The organism is Streptomyces sp. NPDC055013, from assembly GCF_053608645.1.
This window is the reverse complement of the sequence record NZ_JBSGVW010000004.1, coordinates 353,075-375,989: the sequence shown is the minus strand read 5'-3', so window position 1 is coordinate 375,989 and position 22,915 is coordinate 353,075. Positions and strand designations below refer to the sequence as shown.

The following is a 22,915-nucleotide window of genomic DNA, read 5'->3' as shown; positions in this document are numbered from 1 at the left end:
ACGTAACCACGGCCACGCTCGACCGTGAGCTCCATCTCCAGCTTGCCCTTGCCGTTGAGCGTGGCGAGGACCAGGTCGGGGTTGTGCACCTCGACACCGGCCGGGGGCGCGATGTCGGCGGCGGTGACCAGACCCGGACCCTGCTTGCGCAGGTACATCACGACCGGCTCGTCGTGCTCCGAGGAGACGACCAGCTGCTTGATGTTGAGGATCAGGTCGGTGACGTCCTCCTTGACGCCCGGCACGGTGGTGAACTCGTGCAGGACGCCGTCGACGCGGATGGACGTGACCGCCGCACCCGGGATCGAGGACAGGAGAGTGCGGCGGAGAGAGTTGCCGAGGGTGTAGCCGAAGCCCGGCTCCAGCGGCTCGATCACGAACCGGGAGCGGAATTCGTCGACGACCTCTTCGGTCAACGAGGGACGCTGAGCAATCAGCACGGGGTATTGCCTCCAGTGTTGGGCGCCCGCTATGTGACGCCGTAGACACCACGAAGGGTACGGCCGGTTCGGCCTCATTGGAGACCGAACCGCCCGTACCCCGACCAGTGGCTTGCGATGGGCACCGGATCGGTCCGGCCTGAGCGAGCCCGGCTGAGCGGGTGACTTCCGGGCGAGGTGTGGGGCGGTCAGCCGGTGTCGTCGACGGGAAGGCCATCGATGAGGCCGCCGATGCCGGTCTCACACAGCATGGCTCAATGTGCTGAAGGCCCTTCGGCCACAGACCCACGTCGGGGCGTCGTCGGTCGACGACCACGCATCCGACTTCGCTGCCGTGCCCATGCGGACGGTCGGTCGCTGAGGCCCCCGGCACACCCGCTCCCACAGCCGCCGTGCTGGACCCTGTCGAGGTCGCCGCGTCCGATCGCTACGGTGGACTACGCCGGCCCGGAGCTGACGACGAGGACGAGGACCGGGACACCAACGGGAGGGGCACACCATGCAGTTGGCCGCTGACAAGGGCGACATCAATACGATCATCGGGGGCATCGCTCCCGACTGGGGGCCCTTCGGGGCTCTCGGTACCGAGGCCAAGACGATGATCCAGGTGGTCATGGCCCTCGCCATCCTGATCTGTCTCGCGATCGCCATCTGGGGCGCGGCGAAGCAGCGGATCGGTGCCACCGCCCTGCGCGACACATTCAGCGCCGAGCAAGGCAAGGGCCTGATCGTCGCCGGACTGACCGGCGTATTCATCATCGGCTCGCTCGGCACAGTGTTCACCATCGTCTACGGCATGGCCGTCTGACGACCTTGCGCACGGCCCACCGAGGAGATCGTCGGACGACGGTCACGACCTCGGATTGCCGGCCGCCGGCTCGCCGGGAATGGTGCGGGTCCCGCTTGTCCGCCTGCGCCGCACCGGTGCGGTCGGTGGCGCGCACGGTGAGGGTGTGGCTGCCCCATTGCGGCCGCGTCGGACATCGGCGACGTGAGCGACCTCTGGTGGGCCGGGCCCTTCTCACCCACTGGGCGGCTGGTGTCTCGGCTCGGTGGTCTGCGACAGCTCTTGAGTGATCCGTTGCCACACCCGACCCAGAGGCGCGACGGGCAGATCGGCCGCGTCGACGCTGCGCGCGAGGACCACCACCCGTGTCATCCGTTCCAGTTGCTCCCGGCAGGGGCGACAGGTGGAGACGTGCCGCAGGGCATCGGTGTCCTCGCTGAGCGTGACGCTTCCCAGTGCCAACTCCACCAGGCGGGCGGGCTCGAGGTGTGCCACCGTTCCCTCCCCTCCGGTTCCCTCGCTGTGTCTCGTCGCCGATTCCGGCCGCACGCAGCGACAGAGCGCTTGGTGCCGTCTCAGGGCTGTGGAGGCTTGGCGATGACGATGAGATTGGACTGGTAGCCGCCCAGCTCGGGCCTGAACGGTGGCGCGCAGGTGATCAAGGTGAGGACCGGGGGGCCGGCCCGGCGGAACACGGAGGACGGGAGCCCGTCCTTGGGCACCGTCGAACGCGAGACGACACGGTACGTGATCGGCTCTGCGCCGACGCGCTGTACTTCGACCCGGTCGCCGCGCCGTACCTCGTAGAGGGCTGCGAACTCGCCCAGGGCGCCGGTGTCGCTGTCCACGTGCCCGACGAGCACAGCCGATCCGTGGGCGCTTCCCGGGGCGGGGCCGAAGCGATACCACCCGGTCACCGTGGGATCGCCGGGTATGGAAAGGGCGCCTTGTTCGTCCACGCCGACCGGACGAACCGCCGCGTCGATGCCGACGCCGGGCACTTGAACTCGTTGCGGCGGCGGGTCGTGACGCGGGCGTTCGGGCCGACGATCTTGGTCGTCCACAGGCCGCGTCGATGCGGCCGCCTGAACAGGTGGGGGCGGGGCTGGTCCGAAGTCGGCAGGACGGGAGGCCGGACCTGACGGTGACGGCTGCAGGGTGAGTACTGCTGTCAGCGCGGTAGCTGTCGCCGCCAGGCCGGTCAGCCGTCGAACGGCGTCAGTCACGCCGTCCGGCGACTCGACGTGCCGCAAAGACGCCCGCCGCTGTCACTGACACTGCGCCGACGGCAGCCCAAGCCAGCCACTGGCTGGAGGAGTTGACGGCGAGGGCGGCGCCGTTGCCGCCCGCGTGGACGGCGTTGGGGGCCGATTCCATGCCGGTGAACGTCTGGGTCTTCAGCGCCAGGTTCTTGTCGTCGGCGCTGCCCCAGGCGTAGACGACGTTGCTGGTGCCCTCCTTGAGGTTCAGGTCGGCCGGGCCGATGGCGACGGTGTCCGTGCCGGCGAGCACCACATCGGCGGAGATCGTGCCGGCGTCGACGTCGGCGGTGGCTTCCTTGGGATTCGCGAGGTCCTTGAAGACCGGTTGTCCGTCGGCCCGGACGTCCACGCTGGGTGCGGCGGCCACGTGACGTACCGTCAGTCGCGCTTGGCCTGCGGGGACGTTCGACACGTCGTTGACGAAAGCCGTCAGCTGCGGCTGGCCGTCGGCGGAGAGATGGGCGGCGACCGTGGCGTTCGCTCCTGCGGGAACCTCGATCTTCTTTTCGATGGCTGGTGTGCCGTCGGGGCCCTTGCCGGCTTCGAAGACCTGGATGTCGTAGCTGCCCGCGTCGAGGGGCTGGGGGGCGGTGACGGTGCCGGGTTTGAAGTCGCTGAGGAGTTCGTTGCCGTTGGCGTAGACGTCGACCGTCAACCCGGGAACGCCATGGAAGACCGACACCATGGCCTTGTCGTCGGTGTTGGCGGCGTCTGCCGCCAGGGCGGGCGCGGTGACGCCGAGCGCCAGGGCGCAGGTGCCGGCCGTGGCGGCGATGGCGAGGGGGAGCCGGGAGGTCATGGGGATCATCCCTTCGGGGAGTGGGTCCGCCGAGTGTGAGGACTCATCCGTGGTTCCTGCGCCGGGGCCGAGACGGATGCGGGCGGAGCCGTTTAGGCGGCCCGTCTTGTGCGCGCGGTCCGTCAGCCTTGTGCGTGCGGCCCGTCGGCGCGGCTTTGTTCCAGGGCCCCGTGCAGACGGTGCAGGCCGCGGCGGGCATGGCTTTTCACGGTGCCCAGGGGCATGCCGGTCCGCTCGGCGATCTGGGCGTGGGTCAGGTCGTCGTAGAAGGCCAGACACAACACCTGTCGCTGGGTCTGGGGCAGTCGTGACAGTTCGTCCACCAGCAGGACACGGTCCACGACGTCGTCCGGTGACCGTCCGTCGGGCAGCGGCGTCCCGGCTTTGTGGGCTGTTGCGTCGATGAGGGTCAGGCGCCTCGTCCTGGCCGCCAGCGCGTCGACGATCTTGCGGCGGGTGATGCCGACGAGCCAGGCGCCCAGGGCGCCGCGCTCCGGCTGGAATCCGGCCCGCCCGCGCCAGGCGCCGATGAAAACCTGCTGGGTGACGTCCTCGGCCTCAAAGGAGTCGCCCAGCGACCGGGTGGCCATGGTGTGGACGAGGGAGCCCCAGCGCCGGTAGATCGCGGCGAAGGCGTCTTCGTCGGCGGCTTGCAGGCCGCGGGCGAGTTCGTCCTCGTAGAGGGTCTCTTCCGGTGGCGGCGCGCCGATGGGTGACGCGGAGGAGGTGGCTGATCGCGTCTTCGTCCTCATGACCCGGTTCCTCCTGCCTTCGTCATGTGCCAGGGGTGGGGCGAGCCGTCCAGCGAGTCGTGCTGGTAGCCGTGCGTGCCGTGGTGTCCGGCGCGTGTCTGTCAGTCTTGGAGGCACAAACGACGCAAGCAACATGCGTCGTTTGTGCGTCGTACACTGCGGATGTGAGCAGTAGCGACGACGCGGACCTGGAGCGCGCGGCCGGACTGACGACCGGCGAGGTGGCCAGGCGGCTCGGGGTGGCGCCCACGACGATCCGCTCGTGGGACCGCCGCTACGGCCTCGGTCCCGACGCCCACACAGGCGGCAGGCATCGCCGCTGGAGATCCGCGGACGTGGCTCGGCTGGAGCGCATGTGTGCGTTGACGGCGACCGGGCTTCCCCCCGCCGAAGCCGCGCGCCTGGCGCGTGACGAAGAGCCGCTGCGCGACGAAGAGCCGCCGAAGGGCGACCAGGTCGGGCTGCGTGCCGCCCCGCCGCCACGACCGGCGGCCCGCGGGCGCAGCCAAGCCGGGAGCGGCCTACGCCTGGGCAGCGTGCGCCAGGAGTGCAAGGGAGTGGCCCGTGCGGCACTGCGCCTCGACGCCACCGCTCTGCAGCAGCTGCTGGCGGGCACGATCGAGGAGCACGGTTTGGTCGCCGCCTGGACAGAGGTGATCATGCCGACGCTGCAGGCGGTCGGCCGCAAGTGGGAGAGTTCCGGCGAGCGATACGTCGAGGTTGAACACTTCCTGTCGTGGCATGTCTCAGGTGCCCTGCGGCGCAGCGCACCGCCCGAGGTGGCCGACCGGCCGGGCGCCGTCACGTTGCTGGCCTGTGTGCCGGGGGAGAACCACACGCTGCCGCTGGAGGTGCTCGCCGCCGCACTCGCCGAGCGTGGCGTTCCGGTGCGCATGTTCGGCGGAGCCGTGCCCGCAGAGTCGCTGGTGGCGGCGGTGCGCAGGACCGGACCGTCGGCAGTGTGCCTCTGGGCGCAGTCGCGTACGACCGCCAGCTGGCCACTGGCTCACCACGTGTCCGCCATGGAATGGGGGATGCGCGGTGCTCGCAGAAGGCCGGCGGTCCTGACTCTCGGGCCCGGCTGGGCCGGCCGTACCGCACCCGGTCTGTTGCCGCGCCCGACTGGGCTGGCGGAGGCCGTGACTGCGGTGGAGTCCCTCATGCCGAGGTGAAGTGCGCTCCTGCGGGGGGCCGGGGCGGGGAGGCACCGGATCGCAGTGAGGTCGAGGCCGCGGTGAGCAGGTGCGGTTCACGTGCATCCAGGAGCGGTCGGCGTCCGGAAGACGGGGTGTGGAAGAAGTCAGGGTCCCTGTCCGGGACCTGGCTGCCGCGACGACACTCAAGGCCCGGAGCGAGGTGTGAACATCAACGGCGCGCGTGCGCTGGTGGCCGGCGCCACCGGCGTCCTCGGCAGCGCTCTCACGGCCGAACTGGCCGCCCGGGGAGCTCACCCCGCTCTCGCCGGACGCGACGCGGCCCGGCTGGCCCAGGCCGCTCGCGCCTACCCAGGGGCGCCGACGGCAGAGTTCGACGCGTATGCCCCGTCGTCCTGCACGCGTGCGGTGCACGCTGTCGCCGCCGAGCTCGGAGGCCTCGACGCCGTGGTGACAGCCTTCGGTGCCGTGGGTTTCGGTACCTCCCACGAGGTGGACGACGCTGTCGCCGAGCATCTGATGGCGGTCAACTTCCTTGCCCCCGCCGCATTCTTCCGTGCCGCGCTCCAAGTCCTGCCGCCCCACTCGGTGATCGCAGCCTTCACCGGAGTGGTGGCCGAACACCCGCAGCCACGGATGGCCGACTACAGCGCTTCGAAGGCGGCACTGAGCGCATGGCTCGCTGCCGCACGACGCGAGGCGCGGGGCACCGGCGTCCAGGTGCTGGACGTTCGGCCGGGCCATCTGGACACCGGTTTCGCCGACCGGCCCGTGACGGGAACGGCCCCGCCCATGCCCCCGGGAGGCGACCCCGGCCACCTCGTCAAGGCGGTCGTCGACGCGATGGAGACGGACGCCGAACTCGTACGCACGGCTCCTGGCGGAGCGCCCGTCGTCGAACGGTGGGCCAGGTGAACGGGCACCCCGTCCTTCCCGATCAGAGGTCGGATGTGGTCATCGTGGGCGGCGGGGCATCCGGCCTCTGTCTCGCCCATCAGCTGACCGCGACCACCACCCGCTCCGTCACCGTGGTGGAGCCGCCGGACGGACCGTCACGGCCTCCTGAACGCACCTGGTGCTTCTGGGAAGAAGGGCCGAGTGCCTACGAGGAGGCGATCAGCGCCACCTGGTCCCGTCTGCGCGTCCGCGGCACGGACGGCAGCGAGGTCACCGTCGATCCGGCTCCGCAGCGCTACCGCATGCTGCGATCGCCGGAGTTCGAGCAGCTCGTACACGCCAGGCTGGCCGCGCATCCCGGCGCGCGCGTCCTGCGTGCGACAGCCGGCGCCGTACGGGACACCGCCGACGGGGCGGCCGTCAGCTGCGTGGCATCCGACGGCCGGACGGTGACACTGCGCGCCCTCCACGTGTTCGACTCCCGCCCCCTGCACGTCCTGCCGCAGGCCCGCACCTGCCTGGTGCAGCACTTCCGTGGCTGGTTCGTGCGCACGGCCGCGGAGCGGTTCGACGCCACGGTCGCCGACCTCATGGACTTCCGGGTGCCGCAGCCACGTCACGGCCTTGCCTTCGGCTATGTGCTGCCCCTCGCACACGACCGGGCCCTCGTCGAGTACACCGAGTTCTCCCGTGGCCCGCTGACCACCGCCGCGTACGAGGCCGCGCTCGGACACTACTGCCGAGAGATCCTCCGCCTGGGTGCGTTCACGGTGGAAGCGGCGGAGCAAGGCGCCATCCCCATGACCGACGCACGCTTCCCGCGTCGGATCGGCTCCGCCGTCTTCCGTATCGGCACGGCGGGCGGCGCGACCCGACCCGCCACCGGGTACACCTTCGCCGCCGCGCAGCGCCAGAGCCGGGCCATCGCCGCCGCCCTGGATGCCGGGCGCCCCCTCGTGCCCCCTCCCCACGGGCGACGGGCGCTGGCCATGGACGCCGTACTCCTGCGCGCCTTGGACACCGGGCGGATCGACGGCCCCGGCTTCTTCACTGGCCTGTTCAGCCGGATCCCCGCGGAGCGGCTGCTGCGTTTCCTGGACGGGGCGACCACGCTGCGGGAGGAGTGGGGCGTCGGACTGCGCACCCCCATCGGCCCGATGCTGCGCACGGCCGTCGAACTTCCCTTTCTGCCCCGCCACTTTCGCCCCGCACCACGACCCGCGGAGAGCGCCTCATGACACTGCTGCACGACGACGACCTGGCACGCGCCTTCGATCACGCGTCCCATACCTACGACCGCCTCACGGCGCTCAACCCCGGATACCGCACCGAACTCCTGCGCTCCGCACGCCGACTTCGCCTGCCCGACGACGGTGACGGTCTGCACGTACTCGATCTCGGCTGCGGCACCGGAGCCTCCACCCGGGCCCTGCTGCGCGCCGCGCCCCGAGCACGCGTCACCGCCGTCGACGCCTCGTCCGGGATGCTGCACCGCGCGCTGGCCAAGCCGTGGCCCGCGAACGTGCGCTTCCGCCACCTGACGGCTGAGGACGTGGCGACGGCCGGCGAAGGGCCCTTCGACGCGGTCTTCGCGGCCTACCTCTTCCGCAACGTCACCGACCCCGACCAGGTCCTGCGGGCCCTCAGGACCTTGCTGCGACCGGGCGGACGCCTGGCCGTCCACGAGTACAGCCTCAGCGGCTCGCGTGTTGACCGCGCCGTGTGGAATGCCGTATGCCGAGGGGTGATCCTCCCTGCGGGCTCACTCACCGGGGACGGCACCCTGTACCGCCACCTGTGGCGCAGCGTCCGCACCTTCGACACCGCACCCGCCTTCACCGACCGGCTGAACCGCAACGGGTTCACGCACGCGCGCGCCGTTCGGGTCGCCGGGTGGCAGACCGGAATCGTGCACACCTTCCTCGCCCGCAACGGCCGTGCCGCGCACGCGGAGCCGGCACGGTGACGGGCGTGGCACGCGCCGCCGCCCGCAGGGGTCGCGACCGCAAGGCCGAGCGACTGATGCCCGTACCCGGGCGGGACCGGTTCGAGCGCGGGGAGGAGCCGTCCGTCGCCGTGATCGGCGGCGGCATTGCGGGTCTCGCCGCGGCGACCCTGCTGGCCGAACGGGGTGCCCGTGTCACCCTCTATGAACGGGAAGAGTCCCTCGGCGGCCGGCTCGCCGGCTACCGCACCCGCCTTGCGGACGGTTCCGTCGTGACCATGAGCCGCGGCTTCCACGCCTTCTTCCGTCAGTACTACAACCTGCGCGGCCTGCTGAGGCGCACCGATCCCGCCCTTGCGCGGCTCACCTCCTTGCCCGACTATCCCCTGCGGCACAGCGGCGGCCTGACCGACAGCTTCGCCCGCGTCCCGCGAACACCTCCCTTCAGCGCCCTCGGATTCGTCGCGCTCAGCCCCACCTTCGGCTGGCGTGACCTCGCCGCCATGGACGCCCGGGCGGCGCTGCCACTGCTCGACGTGCGCGTGCCCGAGGTGTACGACCGCTTCGACCACGTCGGCGCGACGGAGTTCCTGGAAGGCGTCCGCTTCCCGCAGGCCGCGCATCACCTGGCCTTCGAGGTGTTCTCGCGCAGCTTCTTCGCCGACCCGCGCGAGCTGTCCGCCGCTGAACTCCTGCTGATGTTCCACATCTACTTTCTCGGCTCGGCCGAGGGCCTGCTCTTCGACGTGCCGAACGAGCCCTTCCCACAAGCGCTCTGGGAGCCGCTGGCCGAGTATCTCCTGCGCCTCGGGGCCATCGTCTCCACCGGCACCGCCGTCGACGCCGTCCAACCGCGCGATGGCGGGGGAGCCACGGTGAGGACGGGCACCGCTGCCACCGCTCACGACGCGGTGGTGCTCGCCCTCGACACCGCGGGGCTGCGGCAGATTGTGGCCGCATCCCCCGCCCTGGGCACCGCCCCCTGGCGCGACGACATCGCCGCCCTGCGCAGTGCCCCGCCGTTCCTCGTCTCCCGGCTCTGGCTGGACCGCCCCGTGCGCGACGACCGACCGGGATTCCTCGGCACCAGCGGCTACGGCGGCCTGGACAACGTCAGCGTCCTCAACCGCTACGAGGGCGAGGCCGCCCGCTGGGCCGCCCAAAGCGGGGGAGCGGTGGTGGAGCTGCACGCGTACGCAGTGGCCGATGCGCAGCGGGGCCGGGCCGAGGGGCGGCTCGTGGAGCAACTCCACGCGGTGTACCCGGAGACCCGCGAGGCGCACATCGTCGACGCCCGGCACGAATGGCGCTCCGACTGCCCGTTCTTCCCCGTCGCCTCCCATCAGCGGCGCCCCACGGTGCGCACCCCGCATCCCTGGCTGACGCTGGCCGGTGACGCGATCCGCTGCGACCTGCCCGTGGCGTTGATGGAACGAGCGGCCACCACCGGCTTCCTGGCGGCCAACGCGCTGCTCGCTCGCCGGGGCGTACGGGGGCAGGTGCTGTGGACGGTGCCCCGGGCGGGCCGCTCCCCGGTGCTGCGAGCACTCGGTGGGCCGGCAGCACGTCGAACACTGCGCTGAACCCGCACCGCCGGACGACGCCAGGACTCAGCCCGGGAATCGGCCCGTGCTGCGCAGCGCCCAGCGCCGCTCGGCGTAGGCCAAATCGTCCCGCCAGAGGCGGCCGGCCGCTCGGCGCATGAGAGGGCGCAGGACCGGGGTGGCGGCCCGTGCGAGCGCGAACCCCCTGCGGTCCGAGGCGGCGACGATCGCCTCGACCACGGCGGTCCGCGGTTGACTGTGCCCCTCACCGGTCAGCGGCGTGGCATGGGTCTCCACGACGGAGGTGGCGCCCTCGCCCTCGGTGATGCGCATGACGACCGTGCGCGGCTCGGGTGCCGTGAACTCGGCGCGGACCGGCACCGCCAGAGCGCCCGTCACCCGGAAGGAGACGTCGACGACGAACGCGTCGTCCCCGCCTCCCCGTGGTGCGCGGGCGACGGTCAGGTCGACGAAGGAGTACGGGTGGAACCACGAGCCGTGCCAGGGGTCGAGCCGGTTGGCGACCACGTCCTGCGGCTCGCACCGCCCCACGGCCGTGAACACGGCGTCCACACCGTTGCCCGTCGCGGGACGCACCGGCACCACCGGCATGTCGAGCGGCTCTTCGCCGCCGATCTCGTCCAGCCGTACCCAGAGGAGAACTCCGTCGTCGTGCACGGGGTAGGGCTCCCAGCCGGCGAACGCAGCGCCGTCCAGGGCCAGTCCATGCCAGTGGCACACCAGCGTGCCGCACACCACGCGGCTGTCGCGCAGGGGTGCACCGAGGTGCGGGCAGGCGCCGGGACCCGCGTGCACCAGCCCCGTGTCCGAGCGCCACAGGACGATCTCGACACCGCCCACCGTTCTGCCGTGCGGGCGCTCGCCGGCCCGGACGTCCCGGGAGGCGCCCACGACGAACCAGTTCCCGGAGGGACGCGCCGAGGCGGTCTTGAGCGCGTCGGCGATGAGGCCCGGCCGAGCGTCCTGCCAGGTGGGGGTCTGCGTCGCCCAGTCCGGTGTGCGGCGACGCCGCAGCGGTGGCGTCCAGCGAGGCTTGTGGGATCGGTCGGTCACCCTGCCTGCCCCTTCCGCTCAAGTACGGGCCTACGTGCTGTCAGGGTCGGGCCGGTGCCGCGGGCACGCCAGCGGGCCTCGACGACGCGCACGGCTCCGGACGCGGCCGTGGTCGCGCGGCGCCCGCGAGGCACCACCGCGCGGGTGTGCAGAACGGCGTAGTCCTGTTCGGCGATCGCGTCGAGGATGCCGCCGTACAGGGTGAACGCGGTGCGGATGCAGGGCCGCACCCGCGGGTCGAGCATGGCGATACCGGGTTCTGCCGCCCGGTACACGCCGCGGGTCATGGCCTCGACGGCGACGAGGGCGGCACGGATCCGCCGGTCCGGGCGGCCGGTGCGGCGGCTCCACTCCAGCAGCGGCCGGTCCACGCCGTGGCCGGCGAGCAGGTCGGCCGGCAGATAGACACGGCCCCGGTCCAGGTCCTCGCCGACGTCGCGCAGGAAGTTGGTGAGCTGGAAGGCGACGCCGAGGGCCGCCGCGTGAGGTGCGGCCTCCTCGCGGGGTACGACGGTGCCGAGTACCGGCAGCATCTGCAGTCCGATCGCTGCCGCAGATCCGTGCATGTAGGAGCGCAGTTCGGCGTAGGTCGGATAGTCCGTGACGGTCAGGTCGGCCCGCATCGAGGCAAGGAACGCGGAGAACAGGCTGTGCGCGATGTCGTAGCGTGCGGCCGTGTCGGCCACGGCTCGGACCACGGGCTCGCCCGCACCGCCGGTGTGCAGTTGGTGTGCGAGGTCGCTTTCCAGGCGGCCCAGCATCCGGTCGCGTTCGTCGGGTGTCCGGCCCCGGTCGAGGTCGTCCACGATGTCGTCCGCCCAGCGGGCGAAGCCGTACAAGGCGTGCACCGCGGAGCGTCGTTCCACCGGCAGCAGGCGCGTGGCCAGGAAGTAGGTGCGGCCGTGGCGGGCGTTGAGCTGCCGGCAGCGGGTGTAGGCGGCACGCAGCGCGGGATCGGTGATCCCGGCGGCGTCCAGTTCACGACGTGTCATCAGGAACCTTCCGCGGTCGGGGCGGATGGCGCGCCGACGGCCGACGGGGCCGGCCGGGCAGCGCGACTGGCGTGGGTGGCGCGGCCGGCGGTGACGCCGGTGATGCGGGCGGCGGCGAGTTTGCCGCTGATGAGGACCGTCGGCACGCCGACCCCGGGGGTGGTGCCGCAGCCGGCCAGTACGGCGTTGTCCACGCCGCGTACCAGGTTGCGCGGCCGGAAGGGGCCCGTCTGGGCGAAGGTGTGGGAGACCGAGAAGGGGCTGCCCGCCGCGTGACCCCGAGCCGCCCAGTCCAGCGGGGTCACCAACAGCTCCTCCTGGATGCTGTCCGCGAACCCGACCATGCCGCGCCGCTCCAACTCGGCGACCAGGCTGTCGCGGTAGCGCGGGCCGAGGTCCCGCCAGTCGGCGGCGGACGGCCCGACGGAGGTGTTCGGGCAGGGGGCGAGCACGTAGTGCAGATGCCGGCCGGCCGGTGCCAGGGTGGGGTCGTGGGTCGTCGGGCGGGTGATGAGCAGGGAAGGGTCGCTCATCAGCGTTCCCGAGCGGGTCAGTTCCCTGAACGTGCTCTCCCAGGCCGTGCCGAAGGAGAGCGTGTGGTGGGCCAGGCCGGGCCAGGTGCGATCGGTTCCGGCGTGCAGGACCACCGCGGACGGTGAGTGACGCAGCGGAACGGGACGCCGGGGAGCGCGACCCAGCAACCGGTGAGCGGCGGACAGTTCACAGGTCAGTACCACCGTGTCGCAGGCAATCCGCTCACCCGAGGCGAGCCGCAGGGCACGCACCCGGCCGGCCGACCGCTCCAGTGTCCTGACCTCGGCCGACCATCGCAGGTCGCCTCCGGCTTCGGCGATCGCGTCGGCCATCGCGCGGGGCAGCGCATGCATGCCGCCCTTGGGGAACCAGACCCCGGCCACGGTGTCCATGTAGGCGATCACGGCGTAGGCCGCGAGCGCTCGGGCGGGGGCGACGCCGGCGTACAGGGCCTGAAAGGAGAAGATCCGCCGCAGCCGGGCGTCGGCCAGGAAGCGGCCGATGCGGTGGTCGAGCCGGCCGAAGCCGCCGAGGGCCGCCAGCCGTGCCAGGTCGGCGTTCAGGAGCTGGAGCGGTGAGTCGAAGTTGCTGTCGATGAAGCGCCGCATCTGCGCCTGGTGGAGCCGCTCCAGCCAGATCCGCAGGTCGCGGTAGCCGGCTGCCTCGGCGGGTCCGGCGAAGCGCCGCACCTCCGCCTCCATCGCCGCGCCGTCGGTGTGGACGTCCAGCGAGGTCCCGTCCGCGAAGCACGCCCGATAGGCCGGATGCAGCGCCACCAGCTCGACACGGCGGACGAGGCTGTCGCCGACCGCCGCGAAGGCCTCGTCGGCCAGGTGCGGCATGGTCAACACCGTGGGTCCGGTGTCCAGTTCAAAGCCGCCGAGGCGCGTCCGGCCGGCCCGGCCGCCCGGGCCGGCGTCCCGCTCGACGAGCGTGACCCGGCGGCCGGCGCCGAGCAGATGGAGGGCGCAGGCGAGGCCGGACAGACCGGCGCCCACCACCACGACATGGTCGGTCGGTCCCGCTACCGTCCTCACGCGTGCTCCTCGGTACGGTCCAGGGCGACGCCCGTCGCCCGTTCGAGCAGCGACGCGAACTCCCGCCGTACGGAGGCTTCCGCGCCGGTCTGCTCGAAGTGCCGCAGACTCATGGCCGCCAACTCGACGATCTTCGACTCCGTGACGGCCCGGGCCCCGGTCCGCTCCAGTGCCGCACGCATCCGCTCGACGGTGAGCTGCGAACGGTGGGCCGTGCCAGGGGCGAGCGCTTCGGCGGCCGCGTCGTCCCCGGAGGCGGCCGCGAGCTCGACCGCGACGGCGAGCAGGTAGGTGAGCTTGCGCGACCGCAGGTCTTCGTCGACCGGTTTGCCCGTCAGCGACGGGTCGCCGAAGGCACCGAGCAGATCGTCACGGAGCTGGAAGGCCAGCCCCGCACACCGTCCGGCGGATCGCAGGGCGCCGAACACGCGCGGGTCGGCGCCGGCCAGTGCCGCACCCAGGGTCAGGGGCCGCTCGACCGTGTACCGGGCGCTCTTGAGCGTGGCGACGGTCAGCGCCTCGTCGACATCCGACGAACCCGTTGCCTGGGCATACAGGTCGCGGTACTGCCCGGCGACCATCTCGCCACGCATGGCCCGCCACTCGTCGTACAGGTGCGAACCGTGCGGTGAGCGCAGGGCTGTCTCCGTCATCAGATCGTCGGCCCAGGTCAGCGCGAGATCGCCGGCGAGTACGGCGGCGCAGGCCCCGAACGCATCGGAGGATCCGGTCGTCCTTGCGGCCCTGTGCAGGCGCGCCAGTTCGACGTGCACCGCAGGGCCGCCGCGACGCAGCGGCGATCCGTCCATCACGTCGTCGTGTATGAGGGCGCACGCCTGCAGAAGCTCAAGGGCGGCCCCTGTGCGCAAGAGGGCCGTGGTGTCGCCCGCACCACCGGCGGCACGCCATCCGCACCACACGAACGCGGTACGCAGCCGTTTCCCGCCCCGCCGAATCAGCCCGGCGACCCGGTCGGCCACATCGCCGGCGAACACCGGGTCCATCTCGCGGGCCTGGCGCAGCCGCTCGTCGAGGACCTGCTCCAGGAGTGCTTCGACGGTTCTGGTCGCGTCGAGGGCCGTCGCGGGGGAGTCGACGAGTCCGGCCGGTTCGGCCATCGTCGGCCTCAGTCCAAGCATGCGCGGCCCCTTCCACTCTCCGTCACCTGCACGCGAGTACTTCTGCCGTCGCGACGGATGTGGATGCGCCGGTTTCTGCTCTGCGGGACGGGGCTGTGCCCGGGGAGCACGCCCCACGGGCCGTGCGCCACTAGGGCGGGGTGTCGCCGCGCGACCGCTCCCGACGCCGGATCTCCTCGAGGTCGGCCAGGCGGTCCAGTCCGCGCACGGGCTGGGCCATGCGGTGGTTGTGCTCCAGCCGGGAACGGTGCCGGTCGAGGAAGGCCCAGTAGCCCGCGGTGTAGGGGCAGGCGTGTGCGCCCGTACGGTCCCCGGGACGGTAGGCACACGGTCCGCACAGGTCGCTCATCCGGTTCACGTAGGCACCACCGGACGTGTACGGCTTCGTGGTCATACGCCCGCCGTCGGCGTACTGGGACATGCCGACGACGTTGGGCACCATCACCCAGTCGTAGCCGTCGACGAAGCACCGGTGGAACCAGTCCGTGACCGCGGCCGGATCCCAGCCGCGCTGGAGGGCGTAACTGCCGAGGATCATCAGCCGCGGGATGTGATGGGTCCAGCCCGTGTCGCGTACCTGGGACAGGACCGTGCGCAGGCAGTGCGCGCGTACGTCGTCCGCGTCCAGGTCGTTCCACCAACCGGGCAGCGGAGCGGTGTGGTGCAGCGTGTTGGAGTGCCGGTAGTTCTCGCCGAAGTGCCAGTACAACTGCCACACGTACTCCCGCCAGCCGGCGATCTGCCGGACGAAGCCCTCCACGCTGTTCAGCGGAGCCCGTCCTTCGCGCCACGCCGACTCCGCCTGCTCCACGCACTCGGCGGGATCGAGCAGGCCGAGGTTGAGCGAGGACGACAGCAGGCTGTGGCTCATGACGGGGTCGGCGGCGAGCATGGCGTCCTCGTACGGCCCGAACGTGCCGAGCCGGTGGTCCACGAACCGTCGCAGGGCTGCCCGGGCCTCGGTGCGGGTCGCGGGAAACAGGCGTGGCCCGTCCCGGCCGACGAAGGACACGTCGCCGTCCTTCTCCCAGCGGTCGAGGTCGTGGCGGACCTCGTCGTCGATGTCGTCCTCGCGGGGGCGGTAGGGACGGTCGACCGGCAGGACGGTGGCGTCGCGGGGCGGAGGCTGCCGGTTGTCGTGATCGAGGTTCCACCGGCCTCCGGCAGGCTGGTCGCCGTCCATCAGCAGGTCATGTTCGCGCCGGACCCAGTGGTAGAAGCTCTCCTGACGCAGACTCTTGCCGCCCTGTGCGTCCGCCCACCCGGCGAAGGCGTCCATCGGCACCAGGAATCCGCGCGCCGGCCCCATCCTGACGTGAGACAGCGAGCGCACCAGCCGCACCGCGGCGTGCGAGGTCGGGTGGTGCACGGTCAGCGGGTCGTTGCCCGCCGCTCGGGCCAGTCCTTCCCGGTAGGTGTCGCAGCGGACGTAGGTGACCCGGTCGCCGAGTTCGGCCGCCCGGTGTCGCATGGCGGAGAGGACCAGGTGGGCCTTGGCCCGGTGGAAGCGCCGGCGCCGGAACACCGACCGGGCCTCGATCATCAGCAGCGGCGAGTCACGGCCGGGAAGGCTGTCCTCGGACGGGCGCAGGAAGTGCGGACCGAGCTGGTCGCCGAAAAGCCAGTGCATGAGGCGCTCCCGCCGTCAGTCCCGGCCGCGTGCGCGTTTGAACCGTGCCAGTCCGTCCCCGAGATCGATCAGCGGCTGCGGATAGTCCACCTGGGCCCGTTCGTCCTCAGGCATCCGCCAGGGCTCGTGGACATGGGTGTCCGCCACGTCCCGCAGTTCCGGCACCCAACGACGCACGTAGCCTCCTCCCGCATCGAAGCGCTTGCCCTGAACCACCGGATTGAGGACGCGGTGGGGGCGGGTGTCGGTGCCGGTTCCGGCGACCCATTGCCAGTTGAGCTGGTTGTTGACGATGTCGCCGTCCACCAGCAGGTCCAGGAAGTGACGGGCGCCGATCCGCCAGTCCACGTACAGGGTCTTGGTCAGGAAACTCGCCACCAGCAGACGCCCCCGGTTGTGCATCCAGCCCTCGTGGCGCAGCTGGCGCATGGCCGCGTCGACGATCGGGTAGCCGGTGCGGCCGTCCCGCCACGCGGCGATGTCCTCGGCCGCCTGCTCGTCGGTCCGCCATGCGTCGTTTCGGGGCCGGTAGTCCCGGCTGGAGGCGTCGGGGCGCGCTGCCAGAACCTGATGGTGGAAGTCGCGCCAGCACAGCTGCCGTACGAACGCCTCCGCCCCCGCCCCGCCGCGTTCGCGGGCCCGCTGGACGAGTTCCACGGGGGAGAGGGCTCCGAAGTGCAGGTAGGGCGACAGTCTGGAGGTGGCGTCGCCCGCCAGATCGTCGTGCCGGTCCGCGTACGCGGACAGGTCCTTGCGGGCCCACCGGTTGAACCGGTCGCGGCCCGCCGCCTCCCCTCCGGTGGGCAGACCCAGCGAGATACCGGACAGCTCGTCGCGGGAGGGCAGCGGCTCGCCCTGTACCGCGTCAGGGACGTGCACGGTGCGCGGTGCCGGACAGATGTCCCTGAGCCGCTCCTGGGACCACTTGCGGAAGTACGGGGTGAACACGGCGAAGTGATCGGAGCCGGCCGGCGTCACAGCGCCCGGGGCGACGGCCGTGACCACCGTGTCGTGCACGCGCAGCGCCACGCCCTGTGCGCGCAGACCGTCCCGAAGCTGCTCCTCCCGTCGGTGGGCGTATCCGGTGACGCCCGCGGCCATGTGCACCTCGGTCGCCTCACACTCCGCGGCGACCGAGCAGACCTCCTGAGCGACTGGCCCCTTGCGTACGACGAGCCTGCCGCCGCGTCGGCGCAGCGAGGCGTCGAGGTCGGTCAGGCAGTCGGCGAGGAAGGCGCTGCGGTTGGGCACGTCGAAGCCGGTCGCGTGCACCCCCGGATCACGGACGAACAGCGGGACCACCTCATCGGCCGCCGCGAGGGCTGCGCGCAGCGGCGGATGATCATGCAGACGCAGGTCCGAGGTGAACAAGACGACCGCGACGGTCATGGCGATGCTCCTGAGAATGCGATCCGGTGGTGAGTGTCACTGCCCGCTTCTTCCGTCGCGCCGCGCAGTACGGATGCGGTCCGGGTGAGGGGTGGCCCGCCGCGCGCTCATGCCCTTGGCTGCGGCTTGGGTGATGTTGCGGGCCATACCTCCGAAGACGACCGCGTGGAACGGGGACACGGACCACCAGTAGGCGTGGCCGAGCAGCCCGCGAGGGTGGAACAGGGCGCGCTGCCGGTAGCGGGTGCGGCCCTCTTCGTCCGTCGCCGCGTACATCTCCAGCCATGCCAGGCCCGGGAGCCGCATCTCCGCCCGCAGGCGCAGCAGTCTGCCCGGTTCGATCTCCTCGACCCGCCAGAAGTCCAGTGAGTCGCCCACGCGCAGGCGTTCGGCGTCGCGTCGTCCGCGCCGCAGGCCGACGCCGCCGACGAACCGGTCCAGCCAGCCCCGGACCGCCCAGGCCAGGGGGAAGGAGTACCAGCCGTTGTCACCGCCGATGCTCTCGATCACCTTCCACAGTGCTTCCCCGGACGCGTCGAGAGTGAGTTGCCTTTCGTCCAGGTAGAGGCTGCCGCCTGCCCAGTCCGGGTCGGTGGGCAGCGGGTCGCTGGGCGCCCCGGGGACGGCGGCGGACGACCAGCGCGTGACGACTTGCGCCTCCCGCACCCTGCGCAGTGCCAGCGCCAGCGCCTCGTCGAAGGGCAGCGGCCGGCCGGGAAGGTCGGGCACGTACCGGTCGATGTCGTGCTCCTTGCACACGACCTCATGGCGCAGCGACTCCGTCAGGGGCCTGGCGATCGAGGCGGGCACCGGCGTGACCAGGCCGACCCAGTGACTGGACAGCCGCGGGGTGAGCACCGGCACCGGCACGATGAGCCGCCGTCGCAACCCCGCGACGACGGCGTAGCGGCGCATCATCTCCCGGTACGTCAGGACGTCCGGCCCACCGATGTCGAAGGCCCGGTCGACATCGTCCGGCATGGATGCCGAAGCGACCAGGTACCGCAGCACGTCCCGTACGCCGATCGGCTGAGTCCGGGTGTGAACCCAGCTGGGAGTGACCATGAGCGGAAGCCGCTCGGTCAGATAGCGCAGCATCTCGAACGACGCCGACCCGGAGCCGATGACGACGGCCGCCCGCAGCACGGTGGCGGGCACAGGAGCGTCGAGGAAGATACGTCCCACCTCGGCCCGCGAGCGCAGATGGGGAGAGAGGGACCGTTCGGGAACGTCGTGCGGGGTGAGCCCGCCCAAGTACACGATCCGCCGGACCCCCGAGGCGTGCGCCTGCTCGGCGAAGTTGCGGGCGGCTCTGCGGTCGGTGTCCTCGAAATCACGACCGGACCCGAGCGCGTGCACCAGGTAATACGCGACGTCGATGCCGCGCATGGCGGAGGCTACGGAACCCTGGTCCGTGACATCGCCCTGAACCGTCTCGACGTCCGCTGCCCAGGGATGGTCGCGAAGCTTGCCGGGGGACCGGGCCAGACACCTGACCTGGTGGCCTGCCCGCAGCAGTTCAGGGACCAGACGCCCGCCGATGTACCCGGAGGCCCCGGTGACCAGGCAGGTCAGCGGCTTCACGGTCGGCTGTCCGGATGTCTCCACCATCGACTCCTCCTCGCCCCGACCCCGGCGCGGCGGCTCTCAAGCGCCGTAACCGAGCGTCGGCGCCGCGGTGTTGTCCGTTGCCCGCCTTGTCCGCCACACCCATCGTCATCTTCATGCGCCTCCTGCGAATGGGACGGACGCCGGGGCCTGACCCGCCGGCCCTCACATGACCACTTCGCACGCGGCGCGGTCGACGGATGCACGACGCTGGCGGCCGGGCGTTCAACCGGGCGAAGCATCGGCACTCGCCGCCTGGTCGGCGCGTCCTCCGGCACCGAGCAGACCCGTGGCCGTGAACGGCTCCTGGGCGGCCAGGCGCGGCAGTTCACGTCGCGACAGCCTCGTGACGACCGGCGGCATCGCCGCCCGCACCAGCTGGGTGCAGCGCAGCCAACCGGGCACGTAGACCGACGGTCGGCGTCGCTCGACCGCGGTGACCAGCCGTCCGGCAACGTACGCGACCGGATACACCTTGCGCGCCGGCGGCGGCATGTGTCCGCGCAACTCCCGCAGCACCGCGTGCGCGTCGGCGTCGCGGACCATGTCCGTGTCCGTCCAGTTGATGTAGGCGATTCCCACGCCTACGTGCTGATGGGCGACTTCCGCCTGCAGTGCGTGGGCGAACGACTCGACTCCTGCCTTCGACGCGCAGTAGGCGCTCATCATGGGCGAGGCCCCGATGGACGCGAGTGAGGCGACTTGGAGAAGGTAGCCCCGTGTCTTCAGCAGGTCCGCCAGGAAAGTCCGCGCCGTGACGGCACTGCCGACGAGGTTCACCTCGACCACCCGACGCCAGGTCGAGAGATCGGCCTCGGCGAACGGGCCGCCCTCGGCCACCCCCGCGTTGGCGACCACCACCGAGGTGGGTCCGAACCGCGCACGGATCTCGTCAGCGGCGCGAGCCATCCCGTGCTCGTCGGTGACATCGACCTCCCAGCACTCGGACACGCCCGGAAGCGCGTCCCTCACCCGGGCAAGGGTCCGCTCCTCACGGCCGAGCAGCGCCACCCTCGCGCCCCGGCGGCTCAGCTCCTGGGCCATCGCTTCCCCGAGGCCGCGCGCGGCGCCGGTCACGACGGCGGTCCGACCATGCAGCGGGCTCTGGGTGACCGGCATGGAACGACTCCTTTCCGCGGCGGCGGCGGCGCCGACCCGGCCCACGCTAGACGCGGGCCGGGGTGTCAGCACGCCGGCCGCGACTACGCAGGGTGCCTCGCCGGGGCCTCGTCAGGTCCGGGGCCGCGTCGGGCCAGGTCGCTGGGCCACCACGCCCGGCGCCCGATGTCGATCACCAGCGCGGGTACCAGCAGTGAGCGGACCACGAGGGTGTCCAGGAGAACGCCGAAGGCGACGATGAATGCGATCTGGACCAGGAACGCCAGGGGAATCACCATCAGGGCCGCGAAGGTCGCGGCGAGAACCACACCGGCGGAGGTGATCACTCCGCCGGTGGTGGTCAGCCCGCGCAGCACTCCCTGGCGACTGCCGTGTACGAGTGCCTCTTCCCGTACCCGGGACATCAGGAAGATGTTGTAGTCGACGCCGAGCGCCACCAGGAAGACGAAGCCGTACAACGGAACCGACGCGTCCGTGCCGCTGAACCCGAGCAGGTGCTCGAAGACGAGCGCCGACACCCCCAGCGTCGCCAGGAAGTTGAGCGCGACGGTCGCGACCAGCAGGACGGGTACGAGCAGGGAGCGCAGCAGCAACATCAGGATCAGCAGGATGATGGCGAGCACGACCGGCACGATGACCGTCCGGTCGCGGGCGGCGGTCTGCTGGGTGTCGTACTGCTGTGCCGTGTATCCGCCGACCAGTGCGTCGGCCCCGGAGACCGCGTGCACGTTCGCGCGCAGCCGCTCGACCGTCGCCTTCGCCGTGTCGCTGTCCGCGGCGGCCTCCAGCGTGGCGTCGATCCGCACACGCCCGTCGACGACGAGGGGTTCGCCCGCCCCGGGCCGACCGGAGGCGGAAACCGCGCCGGCCGCGGCCACGCCCTCGGTGTCCTCGGCGGCAGCCGTCACCTCGGCGGTGCGGTCGGCGTCGGTGATGATCACAGCGGGGTTGCCGGACCCGCCGGGGAAGTGCTCGCCGAGCTCCTGCTGGGCGGCGACCGAGGGCGCGTCGTTCACGAAGATCTCGTCAAGAGGTACGCCCTTGGAGGACAGGGAAGGCGAGAAGGCCGCGAAGACGGCCAGCACCAGCGCGGTCACCAGCCAGACCCGACGCGGCCGGCCGTCCACCGTTGTGGCGACCGTGCGCCACACACGGCTGCCCTGCGCGGACTCCGCCTTCGGCCTCGGCCGCGACGGCCAGTACGCGGTACGGCCCAGCAGCGCCAGCACCGCCGGCAGGAACGTGAGCGTGGAGAGAACGGCGCACACGATGCCGATGGCACCGACCGGCCCGAGGGCCCGGTTGTTCGTCAGGTCACTGGCCAGGAGGGCCAGCAGACCGAGCGCCACCGTGGCGGCGCTGGCCGTGATCGCACCGAACGAGCGGCGCACCGCGGCCGTCGCGGCCGCGGCCCGGTCTCCGCGCACGGCGAGTTCTTCGCGGAAGCGCGCGGCCAGCAACAGGGCGTAGTCGGTGGCGGCGCCGATCACCAGGATCGACAGGATGCCCTGGACCTGCCCGTCGACCCGGACCACGTCCCGTTCGGCCAGCGCGTAGACCACGGCACAGGCGAGTCCCAGCGCGAAGACGGAGCCGAGGATGATCAGGAACGGCAGCAGAACGCTTCGGTAGACGAGCAGCAGGATCAGCAGTACGGCGCCGAGGGCCACGCCCAGCAGCAGCCCGTCGATGCCCGCGAAGGCGTCCGACAGGTCGGCCTGGCTGGCAGCCGGACCGGCGATCTGCGCTGCCGCACCCGGGACACCCTGCGCTGCCTCGCGCACCGCGTCGAGGGCCAGGGGCAGATCCTCGCCCAGGTCGGGTTCCAGCTGGACGACGGCCTGGATCGCCCGACGGTCGTCGGAGAGGAGAGCGGGCGACGGGCGGCCCACGACACCGGGCTCTCCGGCGAGCGCGCCCATGGCTCGGGTGGCGGCGGTCTGCTGCGCCGCGGTGATGCGTTCGCCGTCCGCGGTCCAGACGACGATCGCCGGCAGGGTCTCGGACTGATCGAACGCCTCTCGGGCCTTGAGCACCTTGGTGGACTCGGCACTCTGCGGCAGGAACGCGGCCTGGTCGTTGGTGGCCACCTCGCCCAGCTTGCCCGCGTAGGGGCCGAGCGTGCCGCCGATGCCCAGCCAGACGAGCAACAGAACGAGGGGTATGAGCCACCGGGCCCAACGCGGTGCGGCTGTCATCAGCATCCCAAGCGATAGTCCGAATAAGTCAGCGATTAAGTATCTCAATCATTGAGTGATCTTATACTGCATGCATGAGCGGTCCCGGCATGTCCTCCCCACCCCTTCCGGCGGACGACCCGACAGGGTTGCAGTCCTTCGCCGTCCTGCTGCGCCGGATGAACGGCGAGTTCAACCGCATCGCGCAGGAGTTCGCCCAGTCCCAGGGGCTGCACCTGACTGACGTGCAGGCGCTGATCGCCGTCCTGGACGCGGACCCCGACGACGGCCCCATGACGCCCGGCCGACTGCGCCAGCAGCTCAACCTGACGTCCGGCGCCGTCACGGCCTGCATCGACCGACTGGAAAGAGCCGGCCACATCCAGCGGGTCCGGGCCGTCGACGACCGCCGCGTGGTCCACCTGCACTACGCGGAGGCGGCCAAAGGCCTCGCCAGGGACTACTTCCGTCCGCTGGCCCACAGCACCGAGACCGCGCGAGGCCGCTTCACCGCCGCCGAACTGACGGTCGTCGTCCGGTTCCTGGCCGAGATGAACCGTGAACTCGTCCTCGTGCGTCAGGGCCCGGACACCCGACCGCCATAACCGCCCGTCGCGGACCCGGGATCCGCATCCG

The 22,915-nt window shown here is 71.7% G+C and carries 21 protein-coding genes; 7 read left to right on the top strand and 14 right to left on the bottom strand.

The genetic code is table 11. The features are described 5' to 3' along the window. The coding region (locus ACWGDB_RS08015) for a DNA-directed RNA polymerase subunit alpha (protein ID WP_453821636.1) at positions 1-440 on the bottom strand (440 nt) is incomplete at its 3' end. 499 nt (positions 441-939) lie between these two features. Between ACWGDB_RS08015 and ACWGDB_RS08010 the strand changes: the two genes are divergently transcribed. Then, the gene (locus ACWGDB_RS08010) at positions 940-1,248 is read left to right on the top strand and encodes a hypothetical protein (protein WP_369275549.1); all 309 of its coding nucleotides are present in this window, start codon (positions 940-942) and stop codon (positions 1,246-1,248) included. A gap of 213 nt (positions 1,249-1,461) precedes the next feature. On the opposite strand, the gene ACWGDB_RS08005 is transcribed toward ACWGDB_RS08010, so the two are convergent. From ACWGDB_RS08005 to ACWGDB_RS07990, 4 genes are all read right to left on the bottom strand, one after another. Next, positions 1,462-1,722: a hypothetical protein gene (locus ACWGDB_RS08005; RefSeq protein WP_453821635.1), complete on the bottom strand. Its 261-nt coding sequence runs from the start codon at positions 1,720-1,722 to the stop codon at positions 1,462-1,464. Between the two features lie 80 nt (positions 1,723-1,802). Continuing rightward, positions 1,803-2,228: a class F sortase gene (locus tag ACWGDB_RS08000; protein WP_453821634.1), complete on the bottom strand. Its 426-nt coding sequence runs from the start codon at positions 2,226-2,228 to the stop codon at positions 1,803-1,805. A 217-nt stretch (positions 2,229-2,445) separates the two neighbouring features. Then, complete coding sequence (locus ACWGDB_RS07995; RefSeq protein WP_453821633.1) at positions 2,446-3,288, bottom strand: DUF4397 domain-containing protein; 843 nt, start codon at positions 3,286-3,288, stop codon at positions 2,446-2,448. 122 nt (positions 3,289-3,410) lie between these two features. Next, positions 3,411-4,040, bottom strand: coding sequence for an RNA polymerase sigma factor (locus tag ACWGDB_RS07990; protein WP_453821632.1), 630 nt, complete (start codon positions 4,038-4,040; stop codon positions 3,411-3,413). Between the two features lie 164 nt (positions 4,041-4,204). Here ACWGDB_RS07990 and ACWGDB_RS07985 point away from each other — a divergent pair, with 164 nt between their 5' ends. The 5 genes from ACWGDB_RS07985 (at position 4,205) to ACWGDB_RS07965 (ending at position 9,619) form a co-directional block, all read left to right on the top strand. Next, on the top strand, positions 4,205-5,212 hold the full coding sequence (locus ACWGDB_RS07985; RefSeq protein ID WP_453821631.1) for a MerR family transcriptional regulator: 1,008 nt from the start codon (positions 4,205-4,207) through the stop codon (positions 5,210-5,212). 186 nt (positions 5,213-5,398) lie between these two features. After that, positions 5,399-6,109, top strand: coding sequence for an SDR family NAD(P)-dependent oxidoreductase (locus tag ACWGDB_RS07980; protein ID WP_453821630.1), 711 nt, complete (start codon positions 5,399-5,401; stop codon positions 6,107-6,109). After that, entirely contained in the window at positions 6,106-7,329 is a 1,224-nt protein-coding gene (locus tag ACWGDB_RS07975) for a lycopene cyclase family protein (protein WP_453821629.1), read from the top strand. The genes ACWGDB_RS07980 and ACWGDB_RS07975 overlap by 4 nt, the downstream gene beginning before the upstream one ends. Next, the gene (locus tag ACWGDB_RS07970) at positions 7,326-8,057 is read left to right on the top strand and encodes a methyltransferase domain-containing protein (protein WP_453821628.1); all 732 of its coding nucleotides are present in this window, start codon (positions 7,326-7,328) and stop codon (positions 8,055-8,057) included. The genes ACWGDB_RS07975 and ACWGDB_RS07970 overlap by 4 nt, the downstream gene beginning before the upstream one ends. 56 nt (positions 8,058-8,113) lie before the next feature. Further along, positions 8,114-9,619 (top strand): FAD-dependent oxidoreductase, encoded by a 1,506-nt coding sequence (locus ACWGDB_RS07965; protein ID WP_453821652.1) that lies wholly within the window; start codon positions 8,114-8,116, stop codon positions 9,617-9,619. A gap of 27 nt (positions 9,620-9,646) precedes the next feature. Here ACWGDB_RS07965 and ACWGDB_RS07960 read toward each other — a convergent pair whose 3' ends face one another. From ACWGDB_RS07960 to ACWGDB_RS07920, 9 genes are all read right to left on the bottom strand, one after another. Further along, complete coding sequence (locus ACWGDB_RS07960) at positions 9,647-10,654, bottom strand: DUF5914 domain-containing protein (protein WP_453821627.1); 1,008 nt, start codon at positions 10,652-10,654, stop codon at positions 9,647-9,649. After that, a complete protein-coding gene (locus tag ACWGDB_RS07955; RefSeq protein ID WP_453821626.1) occupies positions 10,651-11,646 on the bottom strand; it encodes a phytoene/squalene synthase family protein in 996 nt (331 codons plus the stop codon). Before ACWGDB_RS07955 ends, ACWGDB_RS07960 begins: the two co-directional genes overlap by 4 nt. Then, positions 11,646-13,217 (bottom strand): phytoene desaturase, encoded by a 1,572-nt coding sequence (locus ACWGDB_RS07950; protein WP_453821625.1) that lies wholly within the window; start codon positions 13,215-13,217, stop codon positions 11,646-11,648. The genes ACWGDB_RS07955 and ACWGDB_RS07950 overlap by 1 nt, the downstream gene beginning before the upstream one ends. Next, a complete protein-coding gene (locus tag ACWGDB_RS07945) occupies positions 13,214-14,356 on the bottom strand; it encodes a polyprenyl synthetase family protein (protein ID WP_453821624.1) in 1,143 nt (380 codons plus the stop codon). The genes ACWGDB_RS07950 and ACWGDB_RS07945 overlap by 4 nt, the downstream gene beginning before the upstream one ends. Positions 14,357-14,486: 130 nt before the next feature. Next, a complete protein-coding gene (locus ACWGDB_RS07940; RefSeq protein WP_453821623.1) occupies positions 14,487-15,986 on the bottom strand; it encodes a cryptochrome/photolyase family protein in 1,500 nt (499 codons plus the stop codon). Positions 15,987-16,001: 15 nt separating this feature from the next. Then, positions 16,002-17,375: a cryptochrome/photolyase family protein gene (locus tag ACWGDB_RS07935; RefSeq protein WP_453821622.1), complete on the bottom strand. Its 1,374-nt coding sequence runs from the start codon at positions 17,373-17,375 to the stop codon at positions 16,002-16,004. Positions 17,376-17,411: 36 nt separating this feature from the next. Beyond that, on the bottom strand, positions 17,412-18,986 hold the full coding sequence (locus tag ACWGDB_RS07930) for an SDR family oxidoreductase (protein ID WP_453821621.1): 1,575 nt from the start codon (positions 18,984-18,986) through the stop codon (positions 17,412-17,414). Between the two features lie 222 nt (positions 18,987-19,208). Further along, positions 19,209-20,102, bottom strand: a complete 894-nt coding sequence (locus tag ACWGDB_RS07925) for an SDR family oxidoreductase (RefSeq protein ID WP_453821620.1) — start codon at positions 20,100-20,102, stop codon at positions 19,209-19,211. 83 nt (positions 20,103-20,185) lie between these two features. Continuing rightward, entirely contained in the window at positions 20,186-22,300 is a 2,115-nt protein-coding gene (locus ACWGDB_RS07920) for an MMPL family transporter (protein WP_453821619.1), read from the bottom strand. Between the two features lie 74 nt (positions 22,301-22,374). On the opposite strand from ACWGDB_RS07920, the gene ACWGDB_RS07915 reads away from it, so the two are divergent. Continuing rightward, positions 22,375-22,884: a MarR family winged helix-turn-helix transcriptional regulator gene (locus ACWGDB_RS07915; RefSeq protein ID WP_453821618.1), complete on the top strand. Its 510-nt coding sequence runs from the start codon at positions 22,375-22,377 to the stop codon at positions 22,882-22,884. The last annotated feature ends 31 nt before the right edge of the window (positions 22,885-22,915 follow it).

Excerpts from the sequence above, each read along its gene's own strand:
- ACWGDB_RS07990 (WP_453821632.1), bottom strand. The coding sequence starts at position 4,040 with ATGAGGACGAAGACGCGATCAGCCACCTCCTCCGCGTCACCCATCGGC.
- ACWGDB_RS07925 (WP_453821620.1), bottom strand. The coding sequence starts at position 20,102 with ATGCCGGTCACCCAGAGCCCGCTGCATGGTCGGACCGCCGTCGTGACC.
- ACWGDB_RS07935 (WP_453821622.1), bottom strand. The coding sequence starts at position 17,375 with ATGACCGTCGCGGTCGTCTTGTTCACCTCGGACCTGCGTCTGCATGAT.
- ACWGDB_RS07970 (WP_453821628.1), top strand. The coding sequence starts at position 7,326 with ATGACACTGCTGCACGACGACGACCTGGCACGCGCCTTCGATCACGCG.
- ACWGDB_RS07995 (WP_453821633.1), bottom strand. The coding sequence starts at position 3,288 with ATGACCTCCCGGCTCCCCCTCGCCATCGCCGCCACGGCCGGCACCTGC.
- ACWGDB_RS07920 (WP_453821619.1), bottom strand. The coding sequence starts at position 22,300 with ATGACAGCCGCACCGCGTTGGGCCCGGTGGCTCATACCCCTCGTTCTG.
- ACWGDB_RS07930 (WP_453821621.1), bottom strand. The coding sequence starts at position 18,986 with ATGGTGGAGACATCCGGACAGCCGACCGTGAAGCCGCTGACCTGCCTG.
- ACWGDB_RS07955 (WP_453821626.1), bottom strand. The coding sequence starts at position 11,646 with ATGACACGTCGTGAACTGGACGCCGCCGGGATCACCGATCCCGCGCTG.
- ACWGDB_RS07945 (WP_453821624.1), bottom strand. The coding sequence starts at position 14,356 with ATGCTTGGACTGAGGCCGACGATGGCCGAACCGGCCGGACTCGTCGAC.
- ACWGDB_RS07965 (WP_453821652.1), top strand. The coding sequence starts at position 8,114 with ATGCCCGTACCCGGGCGGGACCGGTTCGAGCGCGGGGAGGAGCCGTCC.
- ACWGDB_RS07915 (WP_453821618.1), top strand. The coding sequence starts at position 22,375 with ATGAGCGGTCCCGGCATGTCCTCCCCACCCCTTCCGGCGGACGACCCG.
- ACWGDB_RS08010 (WP_369275549.1), top strand. The coding sequence starts at position 940 with ATGCAGTTGGCCGCTGACAAGGGCGACATCAATACGATCATCGGGGGC.
- ACWGDB_RS07940 (WP_453821623.1), bottom strand. The coding sequence starts at position 15,986 with ATGCACTGGCTTTTCGGCGACCAGCTCGGTCCGCACTTCCTGCGCCCG.